This window comes from Amycolatopsis sp. NPDC023774 (assembly GCF_040639695.1).
Taxonomy (GTDB): Bacteria; Actinomycetota; Actinomycetes; order Mycobacteriales; family Pseudonocardiaceae; genus Amycolatopsis.
Window position 1 is genome coordinate 49,407 of record NZ_JBFAAJ010000019.1, and the last position, 18,742, is coordinate 68,148.

Sequence of the window (18,742 nt, forward strand, 5' to 3'; positions counted from 1 at the left end):
GCGCGAGGCCCCGACCCGTGCACAGGCGCCGGTCACTCGCGTCCGGGCGGGGCGCGACAGCAGGGCGACCGCGGCGTCAGGCGTCGAGGGCGTCGGGGGAGCGTTCGACCTGCAGGCCGGACCACCCGGATTCCTCTATCGCCTGCAGCCCTGCCGCGATGATGGACTTCGTCAGCGCCACGGCCAAGGGGGTGTCGCGGTCGCGGTAGGCCTCCAGGAGCCGCTCGTGGTCGTCGACGGAGCGCGTGAGGCGCCCGGGCAGCGACAGGCTCACGTGGCGCAGCTGGAGCGTGCGCAGGCCCAGTGAGCCGAGCAGGCGGGTGAGCTGGTGGTTGCCCGCGACCTCGGCTTCCGCCTGGCGGAAGGTGACGTTGTGCCAGAAGTAGGAGTCCACGTCGCCGCGTTCGGCGTCTTCGCGCAGGTGGGCCTGCCAGTTGTCCAGCACGTCGAGGGCGCTGTCCGGGGCGTTGCGCACGATCAGCTCGCTGACCAGCCCGTGCAGGCTCGCGCGGATCTCGTACATCTCGCGCGCCTGGCTGAGCGTCACCGGGGCCACGCGCGGGCGCCGGCGCGCCGGGATGTCCACCAGGCCTTCGCGCTGCAGCGTGAGCAGCGCTTCGCGCACGGGCGTGCGGCTGCTGGTGTAGCGGCGGGCGAGCTCGACGGAGTTCACGTCGGCGCCCGGCGGCAGGCGGCCGTCGATGATCTGCACCGCGAGGTCCTCGACGATGCGGTCCACGAGCGAGATCTCGGTGCGCCCGTCGCGCAGGATGCGGCGCAGGACGTCGGTGCCGGGCCGTTCGCCGGTTTCGTCCGGCACGGTCACGGGGACTCCTCGGGGGTCGTGGCCGCGCGCAGCACGTCGAGCATCTGCTGGGCGGCCGGGGGGTGGCTCGCGTTGAGCAGCCGGACGGCCGCGATGCGCCGGCGCGGGGCGGGACCGGCGATGTCCACGGCCACGACGTCGGGCCGCAGGGCCACCAGCGCGAGCCGGGGCGCCGCGCTGATGCCGACGCCCGCCGCCACCAGGCCCTGTGCCGACAGGTAGTCCTCCGTGGCGAAGCCGATGTCCGGTTCGAACCCGGCGAGCCGGCACAGCGTCGTGAACGCCTCGTCGTACGGCGGGCGGTGGCTGCGCACGACCCAGCTCTCGCCCGCGAGCTCGCGCAGCTCCACTTCGGACTCGCCGGCCACGGGGTGGTCCACGGGCACGAGCACGCACAGCGGGTCGTCGGCCAGGTGGATCCACTCGATGTCGGCGGGCACCGAGCGCGGGTCGAAGTCGTAGTCCCAGGCCAGGCCCAGGTGGATCGACCCGTCGCGCAGGTTCGCCGCCATGTCGGACGCGTGGGCCGAGCGCAACACGATCTTCGTGTCCGGGTAGCGCTCCTGGTACGTCCGCACCACGCGCGGGATGAGGTCCGCGCCCGCGGTGGGAAACGCGCCGAGCCGCACGTAGGACTGCTGCGCCTTGAGGTCCTGCATCTCCTGCTCGATGTTCGCGATCGTGCCGAGCAGGCCCGTGCTGCGCTCGGCGAGGATGCGCCCGGAGTCGGTGAGCTCGATGCCGCGCGGGCCGCGGATCATCAACGTCACGCCGAGCTGCCGTTCCAGCAGCGCCATCTGCTGCGACACGGCGGAATGGGTCATGAACAGGGCTTCGGCGGCCGCGGTGAACGAGCCGCGTTCGGCCACCGCCGAGAAGATCTGCAGTCGCCGAGCTTCGAGCACCCGAGCCCCCTCCCGACCGCTCGCGCGGTACCGCCGTCAGCCACCGTGGGTGAGAGCGCCGTTGCGTCTGGTTACGTCACCGTCCCACGCCGGGGGAGCGAGCTCCCACAGGCCCACCCGGGCGAGCGCGCGGCGGGCGGTGAAGTCGACCAGATCGTCGATCGTCTCGGGTCGAGAATAGAAGGCCGGCACCGGGGGCGCGATGATGGCGCCAGCTTCGGCCGCGGCGGTCATCGACTTGAGGTGCCCGAGGTGCAGCGGCGTCTCACGCACCATGAGCAGCAGCGGCCGGCCCTCCTTGAGGCACACGTCGGCGGCACGGGCCACCAGGTCGTCGGTGTAGCCGGTGGCGATGGCCGAGAGCGTCTTGATCGAGCACGGGGACACCACCATGGCCTCCACGGGGAACGAGCCCGACGCGATCGTGGCGCCGATCTCGCCGGGCCGATACGTGACGTCGGCCAGCTCGCGCACATCCTCGGCGGACAGGTCGCACTCGTGGCGCAGCGTCACGATCCCGGCCTTCGACAGGATGAGATGCGTCGAGAAGTCCGGACGCTCGCGGAGCAGTTGCAGAATGCGCACGCCGTAACACGCACCGCTCGCTCCGGTGATGGCCACGACGACGTTGCGCCGCGGCAGTCCTGTCCCCGTCAACGGGCACCCGCCTTTCGCTGTCACCCGGTCGTGGTGCCGGGATCCGGTCATCGCATCACGCCGGGCCCCGCTCGCGCGAGGGGGCCGCTGTAAGAACTGCTTACCGGGGCCGACAGCAAAGCGCGCTGGTTGCCCCTGTCCTGGCCACCTAGCGTCGAGGATCAGCGAGTTTTCCCACACGTGGTCTTCGGCACTGAGAGGTGAGTCGGACGGACAGCGACGAGATCGTTCCCTACCCGGTCCTCGACACGCACGCGCACATCGTCCCGCCGTCGCTGCTCGCGGCGCTCGAGAAGGCGCCCGCGTGCGGCTTCAGCGCCCGGCGCACGGAGAAGGGCTGGGTCGTCGACGTGCCCGGCATGGGCGAGACCCGCCCGATCGGCGCGCGGATGAACGAGACCGGCCCGCGGGCCGGCTGGCGCGGGCAGACCGGGGTGGCCACCCAGGTCATCTCCCCCTGGATGGACATCCAGTCGGCGTTCCTCGAACCGCCCGCCGCGCGCGACTGGGCCCGCAGGGTCAACGACGCGATGGCCGAGTCCGTGGCCGAGCTCGGCGGCGGCACGACCGCGCTGGCGTCCGTGGCCACCGACGACGGCGAGCAGGCCGCCGCCGACCTGCTGGAGGTGTGGAAGCGCCCGGAGTTCACCGGCGTCATGCTGAGCACCGACCCGCTCACCGGTTCGGCGCCGCACGAGGAGAACTTCGAGCCACTGTGGACGGTCGCCGCGCGCGAGGAGATCCCGGTGGTGCTGCACCCGCCCACGTACGGGCCCTCGGGCGAGCTCGCCACGCTCGGCACCATGGGCAACGTCCACGGCCGGCTGATCGACAACACCGTCGCCGTGACCGAGCTGATCCTCCACGGCCTGCTCGACCGCCACCCCGGCCTCAAGGTGATCCTCGTGCACGGCGGCGGGTTCCTGCCGTACCAGGCCAGCCGGCTCGACGGCGGCTACCGCACCAAGGAGGCCTTCGCGGGGGAGCTGGAGCGGGAGAAGCCGTCGGACTACCTGCGCGACTTCGTCTACGACACCGTCGCGCTGTCCGCGCCCGCCATCCGCTTCCTCACCGGGCTCGTCGGCTCCGACCACGTGGTGCTGGGCAGCGACTACCCGTTCGCGCTGGGCGACCCGCGTCCCGTGCACACCGTGCTGGACGCCGGACTGTCCGAAAGCGACACCGAGGCGATCCTGCGCACCAACGCCGAGAAGATCTTCCGGAGGCCCGCATGATCCCGTCCATCTCGACCGCGGGCCCGCTGGCGGTCCGCCGCTGGGGCGCGGGCGAGCCCGTGGTGCTGCTGCACCCGCTCGCCACCTCCGGCGAGCTGTGGACGCCGCTGGCTGAAGCGCTCGCCGACGAGTTCCAGGTGTTCGCGTTCGACCTGCGCGGCCACGGCGAGTCGTCCTGGGACGGCGAGCCATTCTCGATCGCCGACCTGGCCGACGACCTCGGCGCCGCGCTCGACTCGCTCGGGCTGGAGACCGTGTCGCTGCTGGGCCTGTCGATGGGCGGCAGCGTGGGCGTGAACTTCGCCGGCCGCTTCCCGGGCCGGGTGCGCTCGCTCGTGCTCGCCGACACCACGGCGTACTACGGCGATGACGCGCCGCAGGTGTGGGCCGAGCGCGCGGAGAAGGCCGTGTCCGTGCCGCGCTCGAAGCAGGTCGCGTTCCAGCTGGACCGCTGGTTCTCCCCGGAATTCCGCGAGGCGAACCCGAACGAGGCCGACCGGATCGTGAAGATCTTCCTGCGCACCAACAGCGAGGCGCACGCCGCGGCGTCGATCGCGATGGGGGAGATGGACTCCCGATCGCTGCTGCCGTCGGTCACCGCGAGCACGCTCGTGCTCGTCGGCGAGCACGACTACGCGACGCCGCCGGAGATGGCGGCCGCGCTGGCCGACGGCATCCCCGGTGCCGAGCTGGAGATCCAGACCGGCCTGCGGCACATGTCCCTGATCGAACGGCCCGCGCTCGCCGAGCGTGTTCGGGCGCACCTGAAGACCGGTACGACCGGCACGGAGACCGCATGAAACCCGGCAGGTTCACCTACCACTCGCCACGTAGCCTCGACGAGGCGCTCGCGACGCTGCAGGTCTACGGCGACGACGCGAAGGTGCTGGCCGGCGGCCAGAGCCTGATGCCGATGCTCAACTTCCGGCTGGCGCGCTTCGAGCACCTGGTCGACGTGAACCGCGTCGGCGCCGAGTACGCCGAGCCGACGTTCGGCGACACACGCATCACGATTCCGCTGCTCGTGCGGCAGCGCCGCGTCGAACGCTCGGCCGAGGCCGCCGCCGTGCTGCCGGTGCTCACCGAGGCGTTGCAGCAGGTGGCGCACCCGCAGATCCGCAACCGCGGCACGATCTGCGGCAGCCTCGCCCACGCCGACCCGGCGGCGGAGCTGCCGAGCGTGCTCTCGGTGCTCGACGCGACGTTCACGATCGCCTCGTCGCGCGGGGTGCGCGAGGTGCCGGCGGAGGAGTTCTTCCTCTTCCACCTCACCACTTCGCTCGAGCCCGACGAGCTGCTGCTGCAGGTCAGCGTGCCGCGTCCGCCGGCGAACCAGTTCTCGGCGTTCCGCGAGTTCGCGACGCGGCGCGGGGACTTCGCGCTCGCCGGCGTGGCCGCGGTGTGCGAGGTCGACGCCGCGGGCGTGGTGACCACGTGCCGGATCGCCGCCGCCGGAGTGGCGCCCACGCCGCACCGGCTCACCGACGTCGAGGCGCTGGTGACCGGCGCCTCCCTGCACGAGAACCTGTGGCCCGACGTCGAGGCCGCCGCCCGCGCGCAGGTCGACCCGACCGGGGACATCCACGCGAGCGCCGAGTACCGCAGCCGCCTCACGGGCGTCCTGGTCAAGCGCGCGCTCGCGGACATCCGAGGAAAACTGGAGGCCACCCGTGCGTGACCACGCGACGGAGTTCCCCACCCGCACGCAGGACGAGACACACACCGTGGGCTGCACGGTCAACGGCCGCGAGTACGAGGCCGTCGTCGACCCGCGCATGACGCTCGCCGACTTCCTGCGCGAGAAGCTGCGCCTCACCGGCACGCACCTCGGCTGCGAGCACGGCGTCTGCGGCGCGTGCACCGTGATCGTCGACGGCGCGGCCACGCGCTCGTGCCTCATGCTCGCCGTGCAGGCCGACGGCGCCGAGGTCGAAACCGTGGAGGGGCTCGCCGAAGACGGTGAGCTGGCGCCGTTGCAGCAGGCGTTCAAGCGCAACCACGCCCTGCAGTGCGGCTTCTGCACGCCCGGCTTCCTGATGAGCGTCACGGCCGCGCTGCGCGAGGAGAGCGTGACGGACGAGGAACAGGCCCGCGAGGTGCTCAGCGGCAACATCTGCCGCTGCACCGGCTACACCGGCCTGGTGAAGTCCGTGCTGGAAGTCGCGCAGGGCAAGGAATCGCAGGGGAAGGACACCGAGGCATGAGCGACACCCTGGTCCCCGAAGGCACGATGATCGGCCGGCGCCTGGAGCGCCGCGAGGACGAGCGCCTGCTGACCGGCCACGGCGGTTACCTCGACGACCTCGACCTGCCCGACGCGCTGGCGGCCGCGTTCCTGCGCTCGCCCCACGCCCACGCGAAGATCCGCTCCTTCGACGCCACCGAGGCGCTCGCGCTGCCCGGCGTGATCGCCGTCTACTCCGGCGCCGACCTGATGGAGATCCAGAAGCCCCTGGCACCGAAGGTCCAGCACCCGCAGCTGCGCGACTACCCGCGCCTGCCGATGCCGCCGGCCGAACTGCACTACGTCGGCGAGCCGCTCGCCGTCGTCGTCGCCGAGTCGCGGTACATCGCCGAAGACGCGCTGGAGCTCATCGAGGTCGACTTCGAGGTGCTGCCCGCCGTCGCGTCCACCGCCGCCGCGTTGCAGGAGAACGGCCCGCTGGCCCACTCCGGCGACGAGAGCAACGTCGCCGTGCTGCTCAGCCAGAGCGCGGGCGACGCGGCGAAAGCGCTCGCCGAGGCGCCGAACGTGCTGTCCGAAGAGTTCTTCGTGATGCGCGGCGGCGGCCACTCGATGGAGACCCGCGGTGTGGCGGCGCGGTTCGAGGCGGCGACCGGGCAGGTCACCATCTGGGACACCACCCAGGCCCCGCACTACGCGCGCCAGCAGCTGTCGGTCATCTACGAGATGGCCGAGGACGACATCCGTGTGATCGCGCCGGCCGACGTCGGCGGCGGGTTCGGCCCGAAGGCCCAGTTCTACGGCGAAGAGGTCGTGATCCCGTGGGTCGCGATGAAGCTGGGCCGCGCGGTCAAGTGGGTCGAGGACCGCCAGGAGAACATGGTCACCTCGATGATGGAGCGTTCGCAGACCCACCGCGTCGACGTCGCGTTCGACGACAACGGGCTGCTGCTCGCGGTCAAGGACGTGATCGAGCACGACCAGGGCGCCTACTGCGCGGGCCTGCAGGTCCCGTCGATCACCACGTCGACCGTGCCCGGTCCCTACCACGTGCCGAACATCGCGATCGAGCTGCGCGCGTGCTACACGAACATGGTGCCGACCTCGTCGGTGCGCGGTGCGGGCCGGCCGCAGGCGGTGTTCGTGATGGAGCGGATGATCGACCGGATCGCCGAGCACCTCGGGCTCGACCCCGCGGAGGTGCGCCGGCGCAACCTGATCCAGGCCGACGAGTTCCCGTACAAGGTCGGCATCATGTTCCGCGACGGCAGCCCGCTCACCTACGACAGCGGGAACTTCCCGGCGCTGCTGGAAGGCACGCTCGAGCGGATCGGCTACACCGAGGCGCGCGAGCGGCAGGCCAAGCTGCGCGCCGAAGGCCGCTACGTCGGCATCGGGCTCTCGGTGTACATCGAGGGCTGTGGTCTCGGCCCGTACGAAGGCGCGAAGATCCGGCTGACCAACAAGGGCCGCATCCTCGTCACGCTCGCGGCGGCCGGGCAGGGCCAGGGCTACGAGACCGTCTACGCGCAGATCGCCGCCGACGGCATCGGGCTCGACATGGACTTCATCGAGGTCAAGACCGGCGACACGAGCCGGATCCCGTTCGGGCAGGGCACGTTCGCCTCACGCATCACGGCCACCTGCGGGCCGGCCGTGATGGACGCGGCGAAGCAGATGCGCGAACGCCTGCTCGACACCGCGGCGGTGCTGCTCGGCTGCGACGCGTCCGAAGTGGACTTCGTCGGCGACAAGGCCTGTCTCGGCGGGGACCTGGAGAAATCCGTTTCCCTGCAACAGCTCGCGCAGACGGCGAACATCGGCAAACACGGCATCACGATGCCGCGTGGCATCAAGGCCGGCATCGAGACCTCAAGCTACTTCTCGCCGGAGCGAGCCGCGTATGCCAGCGGCGCGCACGCCGCGCTCGTGGAGGTCGACCCGGAGACCGGCGAGATCGAGATCCTCAAGTACGTCATCGGCCACGACTGCGGCAACGTGATCAACCCGCTGCTCGTCGACGGCCAGGTGCTCGGCGGTTTCGCCCACGGCATCGGCAACGCGATGTACGAGGAGCCGGTGTACGACGTCGAAGGCCAGCCGCAGGCTACGAGCTACCTCGACTACGCGCTCGTGTCGGCCACCGAGGTGCCGCCGGTCGAGCTGTTCCACATCCAGACCCCCAGCCCGCTCAACCCGCTCGGGGTGAAGGGCGCGGGGGAGGGTGGCACGATCCCGGCGCCCGCCACGATCGCGAACGCCGTGGAGGACGCGCTGCGGCCGCTGCGGGCCCGCTTGACGCGCGCGCCGATCACCCCGGCGCGCATCGTCGACGCCATCCACCGCGCTGAGCCGGCCAGCGCCGACCAGGACTGAAAGGCGCCAGATGCTCATCGAAAACTCCTTCGACGTGGCCGCCGACCCGGACGAGGTCTTCACCTTCCTGCAGGACGCGCACAACGTCGCCGCGTGCTTCCCGGGCGCCGAGCTCGTGGAGGACCTGGGCGACGACTCCTACCGCGGCAAGGTGAAGATCAAGGTCGGCCCGGTCACGGCGGCCTACCAGGGCGTCGCGAAGATCGTGGAAAAAGACGGCACCGCCCGGGTGGCCGTGCTGGTGGCCGACGGCAAGGACACCCGCGGCGCCGGCACGGCGAAAGCCAAGGCGACCATGCGCGTGACACCGGCCGACGGGGGCGCGCACGTCGCCCTCGAGACGGACCTGACGATCTCCGGCAAGCTCGCGCAGTTCGGGCGGGGCATCATGTCCGACGTGTCCGGGCGGATGGTCGGCGAGCTGGCTTCGCGGGTGCGGCAGCGGATCGAAGCCGGGGAACAAGCCCCGGCCGCGGCTGTCGCTCCCGCGCCGGCCGCCGCGGTCAACGGCTCGGCCGCACCGGCCGCGGCCGCACCCGCCGCGGCCGCACCCGCCGCGGCAACCGCCACCGCGCCCCGTCCCGCTCCCCAGTTCGACGAAGCGCCGCCCATGAAGGCGTCGGTGCTGATTCGCATCGTGCTCGCCGGTTACCTCGAGCGGTGGGCCGCGCGCCTGCGCAAGTCCACCGAAGCCTGACCCGTCCACCGTTCGACCGATCCAAGCTCCGCTCCCCGTCCCCCCGCTCGATGGCCGCCACAGCCGTCCGTCATCGCTTGGAGCTCCCCCATGGCCGTCACCGCCGCCACGGCTCCTGCTGCCCCACCCGAAACCCCACCCGTGCCGATCTTCGACATCGGGATCGACGACAAGGTCAAGATCTCGAGCTCGATCGGGCTCGGGGTCCAGAACATCCTCGGCATGGCCGGGCTGCTGATCTTTCCCGCGCTGATCGGCACCGCGTTCAAGCTGTCGGCCACCGACACCGCCTACCTCTACGGCGTCACGTTCATGACGTCCGGGCTCGTGGTGATCCTGCAGTCGGTGTTCCTGCTGCGGCTGCCGATAGTGCAGGGCCCATACGCCGGTTCGCTGGCCGCGCTGCTGGCCGTGGGCCACGGCAAGGGCGGGCTGGGTGCCGCGTTCGGCTCGATGGTCGTGGCCGGGCTGATCTGGTGCGTGCTCGCGATCCCGCTCAAGAAGTACGGGCTCATCACGTACCTGTCGAAGTTCGTGCGCGACCCCATCATCTGCGGCGTGCTGGTGCTGATCCTCGCCACCCAGCTCACCAGCACCGCGTTGCCGAACGTGCTGGGCACGCCCGGTTCCCCCGGTTTCCCCGGCATGAACCTCGTGTCGGGCTCGGTCACGGCGCTGGTCGTCATCCTGCTCACGTTGCTGCCCAAGGGAACCGTGCTGCGCCGTGGCGCCGTGCTGGTCGCGGTGATCGTCGGCACGGTCGTGTACGCGCTCTTCGAGCCGACGCACTTCGCCGGCGTGGTGCACAACGTGGGGTTCACGGTGCCGCGGATCTTCCCGTTCGGCTTCGCCGTGCAGGGCGACCTCGTGGTGATCTTCTTCATCACGCTGCTGCCGGCGATCGCGGAGAGCATCGCGACCTACGACATCGTCGCCGGCTGGGGCCGCCAGGAGCTGTCCGGCTACCGCGTCTCGCAGGGCGTGTTCGGCGAGGTCCTGGGCAGCACCGTCGGCGCCGTCTTCGGCGGCATGTCCACGCTGGCCTACCCGGACAACATCGGCCTGCTGCGCGTGACGAAGGTCGGCTCCCGCTACGTGACGCTGGCGACCGGCGTCATCCTGCTCGTGCTGGGTGGCCTCGGCCCGTTCGACCACCTGCTGCAGGCCGTCCCCCTGCCCGTGCTGGCCGCGGCCGGCACGGTCCTGTTCGGAGTGCTGTTCGCGAGCGCCATCGACACCCTCGCGGGTGTGCACTGGTCCCGCGACAACCTGATGCTCGCGGGCTTCCCGTTCATCACCGCGATCGGCGGGCTGTTCGTGCCGCCCGCGACGATGAAGGTGCTGCCGCAAGTGGTGCAGCTGATCCTGCAGCAGCCGCTGATCCTCGGCACGGTGCTGCTGCTCCTGATGAAGGCCGGGTACGGCTTGCGCCGCAAGGAGTTCGGAGGCTCCTGAGACTCGGTCAGAGTGAGCAGGCGGTGGCCAGCTCCGCGGGAGTCGCACCCGCGGGGCGGGCCACCGTCGCCGAGGCCGGCGGCCGCACCCCGCGTAGCCAGTCCGCGAGCGCGGTGAACGCCGTGCGGAAACACGGGGCGATCGGCCGGAGCCGGTCCGGGAACGTGTCGACCAGCCCGTCGACGTGGTTGCCGTCCTCGATGCGGTAGTAGCGGTGCAGCGCGCCCCGGCCGGCGCGCTCGACCATCCGGTCGTAGACGTCGGAGTCGCGGATGATCGGCAGGAGGCTGTCGAGCGTGCCGTGCAGGGTCAGCAGCGGGCGGCCGAGGCGCCCGGTCAGTGCCACGCGCTCCACCGCTCGGTGGACCGCGGCAGGGCGCTCCGCATAGTCGTAGTCGGCGTCGCACGCGGGGGTTCCGCTGGTGCAGAACGGGATCCCGGCAGCGAGGGCGCCGTCGAACCCGGGATCGACCTCAGCGCGGTAGGTGCGTTGCGTGAGGTCCCAGTAGACCTGGTCGTGGTAGGGCCAGAGGAACTCCGAGCCCGGCGCGAAGCCCGCGTCCAGGATCGCTTGGTGCGCCTGGGGATCGCCGGCCGCGTAGGCCGGGTATTCGCGCAGCGCCGGGGGCAGGAACGTGAGCAGGTTCGGTCCGCCGGCCGTCCAGAGCGTGCCCTCCCAGTCGACACCGCCGTCGTAGAGCCACGGCCGGTTCTCCAGCTGCCAGCGCACGAGATAACCGCCGTTGGACAGCCCGGCCGCGATCGTCCGTGCCGGCGCGCGGCCGTAGTGCCGTGCGATGGCGAGCTTCGCGGCGACGGTCAGCTGGGTGACGCGGTCGTTCCACTCGGCGAGCGCGTCGCCGGGACGTCGGCCGTCGGCGTGGAAGTCCGTGCCCGTGTTCCCCTTGTCGGTGGCCGCGAACGCGTAACCGGCGGCGAGCACCTGGTCGCCGATCGCGCGGTCGTCGGCGTACTGGCGGCGGGTGCCGGGGGAGCCGGAGACCACGAGGCCGCCGTTCCAGCGGTCCGGCAGCCGCAGCACGAACTGCGCGTCGTGGTTCCAGCCGTGGTTGCCGTTGGTCTTCGACGTGTCGGGGAAGTAGCCGTCGACCTGAACGCCCGGCACGCCACTCGGTGCGGGCAGCGCGGCCGACGTCAGGCCCGCCCAGTCCGCCTGGACGGTGTGGCCGGTGGCGAGGGTGCCGGTGGTGGTCAGGTCGGCGAGGCACGCCTGTTCCTGGTGTGCCGCACCGGGAACGGGGACCGGCGCGCACCGGGCCGCGGTCGCCGCCGGGGCCGTGAGGACGGTGCCGGCGAGCAGGCCGGCGAGGACGAGGGGGAGCCGCCGCGTACGCATGCCGGAACCGTAGGACCGGACCACCCGCGTGCGGTATCCGGCGAGACCACACAAACCAGGCGCGGGTTGTGGTGATCCGCACCGTGGGAACGCGGAGGGTGGTGTTCCTACGCTGAGCGTGACGGTGCTCACCGGGGTCACACAGAGGTGGTCGGTGTGCGGAAGGTCCTCACCGGGCTGCTGGTGTCGGCTCTGCTGGTGCTCCTGCCCGGGTTCGCGTCGGCGGCGGCGATCAAGGAGGTCCCGGGGTTCGGGACGAACCCCGGCGCGCTGAAGATGTACGAGTACGTGCCCGACGGGCTGGCCGCCGGGCGGCCCGTGGTGGTGGCGTTGCACGGCTGTACGCAGAACGCGACGGGCTACGGCCAGGGCGCCGGGTGGGTCGAGCTGGCCGAGCGCCGGCGCTTCACCCTGGTGTTGCCGCAGCAGCAGCCGGCGAACAACATCACCGGCTGCTTCGACTGGTTCCAGGCGCCCGACACCACCCGCGGGTCGGGGGAGGCCGAGTCGATCGCGCAGATGGTGCGGCACGCGGTCGCGGACACGGGTGCCGACGCGTCGCGGGTGTACGTCACCGGTCTGTCGGCGGGCGGAGCGATGACGTCGGTGATGCTCGCCGCGTATCCCGAGTTGTTCGCGGGCGGCGCGGTGGTGGCCGGTCTGCCGTACGGGTGCGCGTCCTCGGCGCTCGACGCGTATTCGTGCATGTACCCGGGCAAGGACCTCACGCCCGCGCAGTGGGGTGCGAAAGTCCGCGCCGCGGCACCGTTTTCCGGCCCGCGACCCACGGTGAGCCTGTGGCAGGGCACGGCGGACTTCACCGTCGCGCCGGCGAACCTGCGTGAGCTCACCGAGCAGTGGACGAACGCCGCAGGCGTGGCCGCCACACCGTCCACAACGGACACGGTCGGCGGATACCCGCACGCGGTCTACCGCGACGGCGCGGGCGGCGCGGCGGTCGAAACGTACTCGATCACGGGGATGGGCCACGGCCAGCCGGTCGCTCCCGGCACGGGTCCGGACCAGTGCGGGCACACCGGCGCGTACCTGCTCGCCGTGGGCGTGTGCGCGGCCGCGCAGGTCTGGAAGGCGTGGACCCTGGACTCCTGACGCGGGGACCAGGTCGCCCCCGCTTGCCTCCGCCGCGTCACGGGCGGATGATGGGCGACTCGGTATCCCCGAGGTCAGGGAGGCGCGCGATCGCCGGCAACGCTGCCGAACCCGGGCGCACGGTGCTCAGCCGTGCGTTCGCGATCCTGGATTCGTTCCTCGACGGCCGCCCTGAGCAGACGCACGGCGAGATCACGCGGGCCACCGGGTTCGCGCCCGCCACGGTGTACCGGCTGCTCGCGGAGCTGGTCGGTTGGGGTGCGCTCGAACGTACCGGCCGCGGTCGCTACCGCATCGGCCTGCGGCTGTGGCAGCTCGGCTCGCAGGCGCCGAGCGGGCGGGAGCTGCGGGACGTCGCGCTGCCGTTCCTGCAGGACTTGCTACAGGTGACCCACGAGGTCGTGCACCTGGTGGTGCTCGACGGGGGTCGTGCGCTCTACCTCGAAAAGCTCGAGGCGCACCCGGACGTGGTGGTCACCTCCCGGGTCGGGAAGCGGTTGCCGCTGCACGCGACGGGGCCCGGCAAAGTCCTGCTCGCGCACGCGCCCGCCGAATGCGTGGACGAGGTGGTGTCGGCCGGCCTCGACCGCCGCGCCAGCGGCACCATCACCGATCCCGCGCAGCTGCGCGGCGTGCTCGCCGAGATCCGCCGCTCCGGTTTCAGCATCTCGCGCGACGAGATGACCGAGGGCGCTTCGTCGGTCGCCGCGCCGGTGCGCGGGCTCGCCGGCGAGGTCATCGCCGCCATCTCCGTGGTCGTGCCCAGCAGCACGCCGAACCTCTCGCCGCTGATCCCGGTCGTCCGGATGGCCGCGCTCGGCGTGTCCCGTGCGATCCAGACGGGCTGAAATTTTTCCGTCCAGTGAGAGCCGGGCTGGGCGTCGAGGCCGGACGTATCGAACACTGCTGAGCCACACACGCCAGGGAGGTTCCGTGACCACCGTCCGAGATGCCGCGTTCGACGTCCTGCGCCGCTTCGGTGCGACGACGTTGTTCGCCAATCCCGGCTCGACCGAGATCGCGCTGCTCACCGACCTGCCGGGCGACTTCGAGTTCGTGCTGGCGTTGCACGAGGGCTCGGTGGTCGGCATGGCGACGGGCTGGGCGCTCGCGCACGAGCGGCCTGCGGTCGCGATCCTGCACACCACTGCGGGCTTGGGCAACGCGGTGGGCGCGCTCGCGACTGCGCGGGTCAACCGGGCGCCGCTGGTCGTGCTCGTCGGGCAGCAGGACAGGCGCCACCTGGCGCTGGAGCCGTTCCTCGCCGGGCATCGGCTCGACGACGTCGCCGCGCCCGCGCCTGTGTGGGTCGGGGAACCGCCGAGGCCGCAGGACGTGCCGGGTGCGCTGGCCCGCGCGTGGTACGAAGCCCGTGACCACCGGGGTCCGGCGCTGGTGATCGTGCCGATGGACGATTGGCTCGCCCCGGCCGACGAGGACGAGCCGCTGCCCGCGCCGGCGCGGCTGGTCCGGGCCACCGCGGCGGAGCCGGAGGTCGTCGCCGAACTCGAGAAGTTCTTGGCGGGCGCGGAAAGACCGGTGCTGGTGGTCGGGGCCGGCGCCGACGACGCGCAGTCGTGGCACGCGCTCGAAGCGCTCGCCCAGCGCCTCCAGTGCCCGGTGTGGCAGGAGGCGTTCGGCGCGCGGGCCGGGTTCCCGCAGGACCACCCGCAGTTCGCCGGGCACCTGCCCGCGGGCCGCGCGGAGCTGCGCAAGGTGCTCGCCGGCCACGACGCCGTGCTCGCCGTCGGCGCACCGGTGTTCCGCCAATACCCGCATGAACCCGGCCGGCTGATCGGCCCGGGCACTCGCGTCGCGGTGGTCACCGACGATCCCGACGAAGCGCATCGCAGCCCGGCCGACCTCGCGGTGCTCGCGGCGCCGGCCGCCGTGTGCGGTCCGCTGGCGCAGCGTCTCCCGGCGCGGCCGGCGCCGGCCGAACCGCCGGGGCGCACGATCGACCTGCCCGAGCCGCCCACCACCGGGTTGGCGCCGGAGCACGTGTTCGCCGCCCTGGCCCGGCGGATTTCGCGCGAGACGGTGCTGGTGGAGGAGACCCCGTCGAGCCGGCCGTTGCTGCACGCGCTCGTGCCCGCCCGCGCGCCGCTCGGGTTTCTCAGCGCCGCCATGGGCGGTCTCGGGTTCGCGGTGCCCGCGGCGATCGGCGTGCGGATGGCGCGCCCGGACCGCCCGGTGGTCGCGGTCGTCGGCGACGGCTCGTCGTTGTACGCGATCCAGGCGCTGTGGAGCGCCGCCCACTACGGCGCAGGCGTGCTCGTGATCGTGCTCGCCAACGGCCGCTACGCGATCATGGACGAGCTGGCCGCCCGGCACGGGGAACGGTCGGCCGCCCCCGGCGCCGCGCCGTGGCCCGCGTTCGACGAGGTCAGCGTGAGCGACCTCGCGCGCTCGCTCGGGTGTCCCGCCCGGCGGGTCGAAACCCACGAGGAACTGGAGTCCGTTTTGGACGAGGTGCTGCCCGCACTGGCGCGGGCCGCCCAGCCGCTCGTGCTCGACGTGGCGGTGGCGCGGTGAGCGCCCCGGCCGGCCCGCTGCTGGGTGGGGCCCGTTGGCAGGGAAGGATCCTCTCCGGCGGCTGGGTGCAGCGGGAGAGGGCCGAGCCGGGCAGGGGCTCCCACCACGGCGGCGCGCAAGCCAACCTCGAGGCGTTCACCGAGACACCATGGGTCACCGTGCGCGGTGACCGCCCGCAGTATCCCTTCTGACGCACCGGTTTCCCCAGTCCCCTCCGACGACGTAGGTGATGACATGACGGTTTCCTCGCCGACCGATCCCCGGGCCAGGTACGCGCGCTGGGTCGCCCCGCTGTGCTGGACGGCGGTGGCACTCGAAGGGTTCGACCTCGTGGTTCTGGGTGTGGTGCTGCCCGCGCTGCTCAAGGTGCCGAGCTGGGGCCTGAACCCCAACTCGGCCTCGCTGATCTCCGTGGTCGGCCTCCTCGGCGTGGCCGTGGGCGCGCTCACCATCGGCCCCGTGAGCGACCTGTTCGGCCGCCGCGGCACGATGCTGCTCACGGTCACGAGCTTCTCGGTGTTCACCTTGCTGTGCGCGGTGGTCGACGGCCCCTGGCTGTTCGGGCTGCTGCGCTTCCTCGCCGGGCTCGGCCTCGGCGGCGTGCTGCCGACCGCGCTCGCGCTGATCACCGAGTACGCGCGGGTGGGCCGCGGCGGCAGCTCCACCACGGTGCTCATGACCGGTTACCACGTGGGCGCGGTGCTCACCGCGTTGCTCGGCATCCTCGTGGTGGAGCGCTACGGCTGGGAGTGGATGTTCGTGATCGGCGCCGCGCCGGCGGTGATCCTCGTGCCGCTGATGGTGAAGTTCCTGCCGGAGTCGGCCGAATTCCTCAAGGCACGCGGCACCCGCGCGGCCCGGCCGCCGCGCGAGCGCAACCCGATCGGCATCCTGTTCCGCCACGGCTACGGGCGCGCGACCATCGCGTTCTGGGTCACGTCGTTCATGGGGCTGCTGCTCGTGTACGGCCTCAACACCTGGCTCCCGCAGATCATGCGCGAGGCCGGTTACGAGCTCGGCGCGGCGCTCGCCCTGCTGCTGGTGCTCAACGTCGGCGCCGTGATCGGCCTGCTGATCGGTGGCCGCGTCGCCGACCGGCTGGGCTACCGCCGCTCCACCATCGTCTGGTTCACCGCGGCGGCCGCGTTCCTCGCGTTGCTGAGCATCAAGCTGCCCGGCTTCAGCGTCTACGTCGGCGTGCTGCTCGCAGGGATCTTCACTTTCAGCGCACAGGTACTCGTGTACGTCTACGTCGCCCGCGTCTACCCGGCCGCCGCGCGGGGCACGGCGCTGGGCGCGGCCAGCGGCATTGGCCGTTTCGGCGCGATTTCCGGCCCGCTCGTCACCGGCTTCCTGCTCACCGCCGGACTGGCGTACCCGTGGGGCTTCTACCTCTTCGCCGTCGTCGCGGCCATCGGCGCGGTCGCCATCACGGTCGTCAACCGCGATCCGGCGCCGGACGCGCCGCTTGAAGTGGTTGCGGAGGATTCCGCGACCCGCACCGAGTGACGGCCGGGGGTCAGGCCCGTTCGTCGAGTTCCGTGAGCTGCAGAGCGGCGTCGAGGACCAAGTTCCGCGGCCAGGTGTGCAGCGGGTCGGCGTCGAGCCGCGAGCGCCAGGCCATCCGGTAGGTGAAGTCCTCCAGCTGCTCGGGGCGACGGCAGCGACGGCACCACGTGGGCCCACGCAGCGCCGCTCGAGTACCTGGAGCGGGCGGCCGGGTACTGACGTGATCCTTTGTGGACGGATGCCCGGCGGGACGGGGCAAATCACACACCGGCTCGGGGCGTTCAGCCGAAGTTCAACCGGTGGCCACCGGCGGGATCACCCGGGGCTCAACCGCGGCCGAAAGCCTGTCGGAGCTCCCCACCGTGCCCGAAGCCGGAAGGATTCCGATGACCGACGCCCCGGAGAACGACAGAACCGGTCTGACCCGCCGCAGGTTGTTCGGCGCCGCGGCCGCCGGTGGCCTCGCCGCCGCCGCGTCCGTGCTGCCGCCGAACGTCCGCAGTGCGCTCGCGTCCTCGCCGCCGTCGGGCGGGCGCCTGCGCGACATCGAGCACGTCGTGCTGCTGATGCAGGAGAACCGCAGCTTCGACCACTACTTCGGCACGCTGTCCGGCGTGCGCGGGTTCGACGACCCGCACGCCCTGCGGCTGCCCGGCGGGCGTTCGGTGTTCCACCAGCCCGACCCGTCGCACCCGGACGGCTATCTGCTGCCGTACCGGCTGAACACGAAGATCAGCGCAGCGCAGGCGATCCCGTCCACGAGCCACGCGTGGGGCGTGCAGCACCAGGCGTGGCACAACGGGACGATGGACAACTGGCTGCCCGCCCACCTCGCGGCCGACGGCGCCACCAACGGTCCTTACACGATGGGCTACTTCACGCGCGAGGACATCCCGTTCCAGTACGCGCTCGCGGACGCGTTCACCATCTGCGACGCCTACCACTGCTCGGTCCTCGGCCCGACCTGGCCCAACCGCTACATGTGGCTCGCCGGCACCATCGACGCGGACGGCGACTTCGGCGGCCCATCGCTGGAGACCGGCAACGTGCCGGACGGGCACTTCACGTTCAAGACCTACCCGGAGCGGCTCACGGAAGCCGGCGTCAGCTGGAAGGTCTACCACTCGCCGGGTGGCGCGACTGGGCTGCCGCCGTTCAACGCGATCAAGCAGTACGCCGACGCGCAGCCGGGCTCGCCGCTCTACGAGCAGGCGATCAAGCCGTCTCCGCTCGGCCAGTTCGAGTACGACGCGCTGCACGATCAGCTGCCCACCGTCAGCTGGCTGCTGCCGCCGAGCGCCTACGACGAGCACCCCGCCCACCTGCCGGCCGCGGGCGCCCAGTTCGTCGCCGGCAAGATCGACGCGATCGCCGCCAACCCGGAGGTCTGGGCCAAGACGGTGTTCATCCTGTCCTACGACGAGAACGACGGCTTGTTCGACCACGTCCTGCCGCCCACCCCGCGCGCGGGCACGCCCGGTGAATTCGTCTCCGCCACTTCGCCCAGCGGCGTCAAGGGCGGCGGCCTGCCGACGGGGCTGGGCTACCGCGTGCCGTGCATCGTCGTCTCGCCGTGGACCGCCGGCGGCTGGGTGAGCTCGGAGCTGTTCGACCACACCTCGCAGCTGCGTCTGCTGGAGAAGGTGACCGGCGTCGCCGAGCCGAACATCAGCGACTGGCGCCGCCGCACCGTCGGTGACCTGACCTCGGTCTTCCGCTTCCACGACGCGAGCAAGCACGCGCCGGTCCTGCCGGACACCCAGGGGCAATACAACCTGGCCCAGTACGAGGTGGCGCAGCTGCCCAAGCCGACCGCACCCGGTGGCGGGCAGGAAGTGCCGCACCAGGAACGAGGTCATCGCCCGCAGGTGCGCTGAGCCTGCTTCCGGGCCCTT

Annotated in this window: 16 protein-coding genes; 12 read left to right on the top strand and 4 right to left on the bottom strand. The window is 72.0% G+C overall.

Annotated elements, in window-relative coordinates; translation table 11 throughout:
* Positions 1-76: 76 nt before the first annotated feature.
* The 3 genes from AB0F91_RS31000 to AB0F91_RS31010 are packed head-to-tail and all read right to left on the bottom strand — an operon-like array spanning position 77 to position 2,388.
* A complete protein-coding gene (locus AB0F91_RS31000; RefSeq protein WP_360603189.1) occupies positions 77-826 on the bottom strand; it encodes a GntR family transcriptional regulator in 750 nt (249 codons plus the stop codon).
* On the bottom strand, positions 823-1,731 hold the full coding sequence (locus tag AB0F91_RS31005; protein ID WP_360603191.1) for a LysR family transcriptional regulator: 909 nt from the start codon (positions 1,729-1,731) through the stop codon (positions 823-825). Before AB0F91_RS31005 ends, AB0F91_RS31000 begins: the two co-directional genes overlap by 4 nt.
* Positions 1,732-1,767: 36 nt before the next feature.
* Positions 1,768-2,388, bottom strand: a complete 621-nt coding sequence (locus AB0F91_RS31010; RefSeq protein ID WP_360603193.1) for a UbiX family flavin prenyltransferase — start codon at positions 2,386-2,388, stop codon at positions 1,768-1,770.
* A gap of 200 nt (positions 2,389-2,588) precedes the next feature.
* On the opposite strand from AB0F91_RS31010, the gene AB0F91_RS31015 reads away from it, so the two are divergent.
* From AB0F91_RS31015 to AB0F91_RS31045, 7 genes are all read left to right on the top strand, one after another.
* Positions 2,589-3,623, top strand: a complete 1,035-nt coding sequence (locus AB0F91_RS31015) for an amidohydrolase family protein (protein WP_360603195.1) — start codon at positions 2,589-2,591, stop codon at positions 3,621-3,623.
* Entirely contained in the window at positions 3,620-4,423 is an 804-nt protein-coding gene (locus AB0F91_RS31020; protein ID WP_360603197.1) for an alpha/beta fold hydrolase, read from the top strand. The genes AB0F91_RS31015 and AB0F91_RS31020 overlap by 4 nt, the downstream gene beginning before the upstream one ends.
* Positions 4,420-5,301 carry a xanthine dehydrogenase family protein subunit M gene (locus tag AB0F91_RS31025; RefSeq protein ID WP_360603199.1) on the top strand — a complete coding sequence of 294 codons (882 nt, stop codon included), beginning with the start codon at positions 4,420-4,422 and terminating at the stop codon, positions 5,299-5,301. The genes AB0F91_RS31020 and AB0F91_RS31025 overlap by 4 nt, the downstream gene beginning before the upstream one ends.
* A gap of 46 nt (positions 5,302-5,347) precedes the next feature.
* Positions 5,348-5,827 carry a (2Fe-2S)-binding protein gene (locus AB0F91_RS31030; RefSeq protein WP_360603401.1) on the top strand — a complete coding sequence of 160 codons (480 nt, stop codon included), beginning with the start codon at positions 5,348-5,350 and terminating at the stop codon, positions 5,825-5,827.
* Positions 5,824-8,184 carry a xanthine dehydrogenase family protein molybdopterin-binding subunit gene (locus AB0F91_RS31035; protein WP_360603201.1) on the top strand — a complete coding sequence of 787 codons (2,361 nt, stop codon included), beginning with the start codon at positions 5,824-5,826 and terminating at the stop codon, positions 8,182-8,184. Before AB0F91_RS31030 ends, AB0F91_RS31035 begins: the two co-directional genes overlap by 4 nt.
* A gap of 10 nt (positions 8,185-8,194) precedes the next feature.
* Entirely contained in the window at positions 8,195-8,881 is a 687-nt protein-coding gene (locus tag AB0F91_RS31040) for an SRPBCC family protein (RefSeq protein ID WP_360603203.1), read from the top strand.
* A 90-nt stretch (positions 8,882-8,971) separates the two neighbouring features.
* Positions 8,972-10,336, top strand: coding sequence for a solute carrier family 23 protein (locus AB0F91_RS31045; protein WP_360603205.1), 1,365 nt, complete (start codon positions 8,972-8,974; stop codon positions 10,334-10,336).
* A 7-nt stretch (positions 10,337-10,343) separates the two neighbouring features.
* On the opposite strand, the gene AB0F91_RS31050 is transcribed toward AB0F91_RS31045, so the two are convergent.
* Positions 10,344-11,693 carry a tannase/feruloyl esterase family alpha/beta hydrolase gene (locus tag AB0F91_RS31050; RefSeq protein WP_360603207.1) on the bottom strand — a complete coding sequence of 450 codons (1,350 nt, stop codon included), beginning with the start codon at positions 11,691-11,693 and terminating at the stop codon, positions 10,344-10,346.
* Positions 11,694-11,849: 156 nt separating this feature from the next.
* On the opposite strand from AB0F91_RS31050, the gene AB0F91_RS31055 reads away from it, so the two are divergent.
* The 5 genes from AB0F91_RS31055 to AB0F91_RS31075 all read left to right on the top strand — a co-directional run bounded on the left by AB0F91_RS31055 (position 11,850) and on the right by AB0F91_RS31075 (position 18,724).
* The gene (locus tag AB0F91_RS31055; protein ID WP_360603209.1) at positions 11,850-12,803 is read left to right on the top strand and encodes a PHB depolymerase family esterase; all 954 of its coding nucleotides are present in this window, start codon (positions 11,850-11,852) and stop codon (positions 12,801-12,803) included.
* Positions 12,804-12,925: 122 nt separating this feature from the next.
* Entirely contained in the window at positions 12,926-13,651 is a 726-nt protein-coding gene (locus AB0F91_RS31060) for an IclR family transcriptional regulator (protein ID WP_360603211.1), read from the top strand.
* A gap of 85 nt (positions 13,652-13,736) precedes the next feature.
* Entirely contained in the window at positions 13,737-15,338 is a 1,602-nt protein-coding gene (locus tag AB0F91_RS31065; protein ID WP_360603213.1) for a thiamine pyrophosphate-dependent enzyme, read from the top strand.
* A gap of 234 nt (positions 15,339-15,572) precedes the next feature.
* Positions 15,573-16,847 carry an aromatic acid/H+ symport family MFS transporter gene (locus AB0F91_RS31070; RefSeq protein WP_360603215.1) on the top strand — a complete coding sequence of 425 codons (1,275 nt, stop codon included), beginning with the start codon at positions 15,573-15,575 and terminating at the stop codon, positions 16,845-16,847.
* Positions 16,848-17,233: 386 nt separating this feature from the next.
* Positions 17,234-18,724, top strand: a complete 1,491-nt coding sequence (locus tag AB0F91_RS31075; protein WP_360603217.1) for an alkaline phosphatase family protein — start codon at positions 17,234-17,236, stop codon at positions 18,722-18,724.
* Positions 18,725-18,742: the final 18 nt, after the last annotated feature.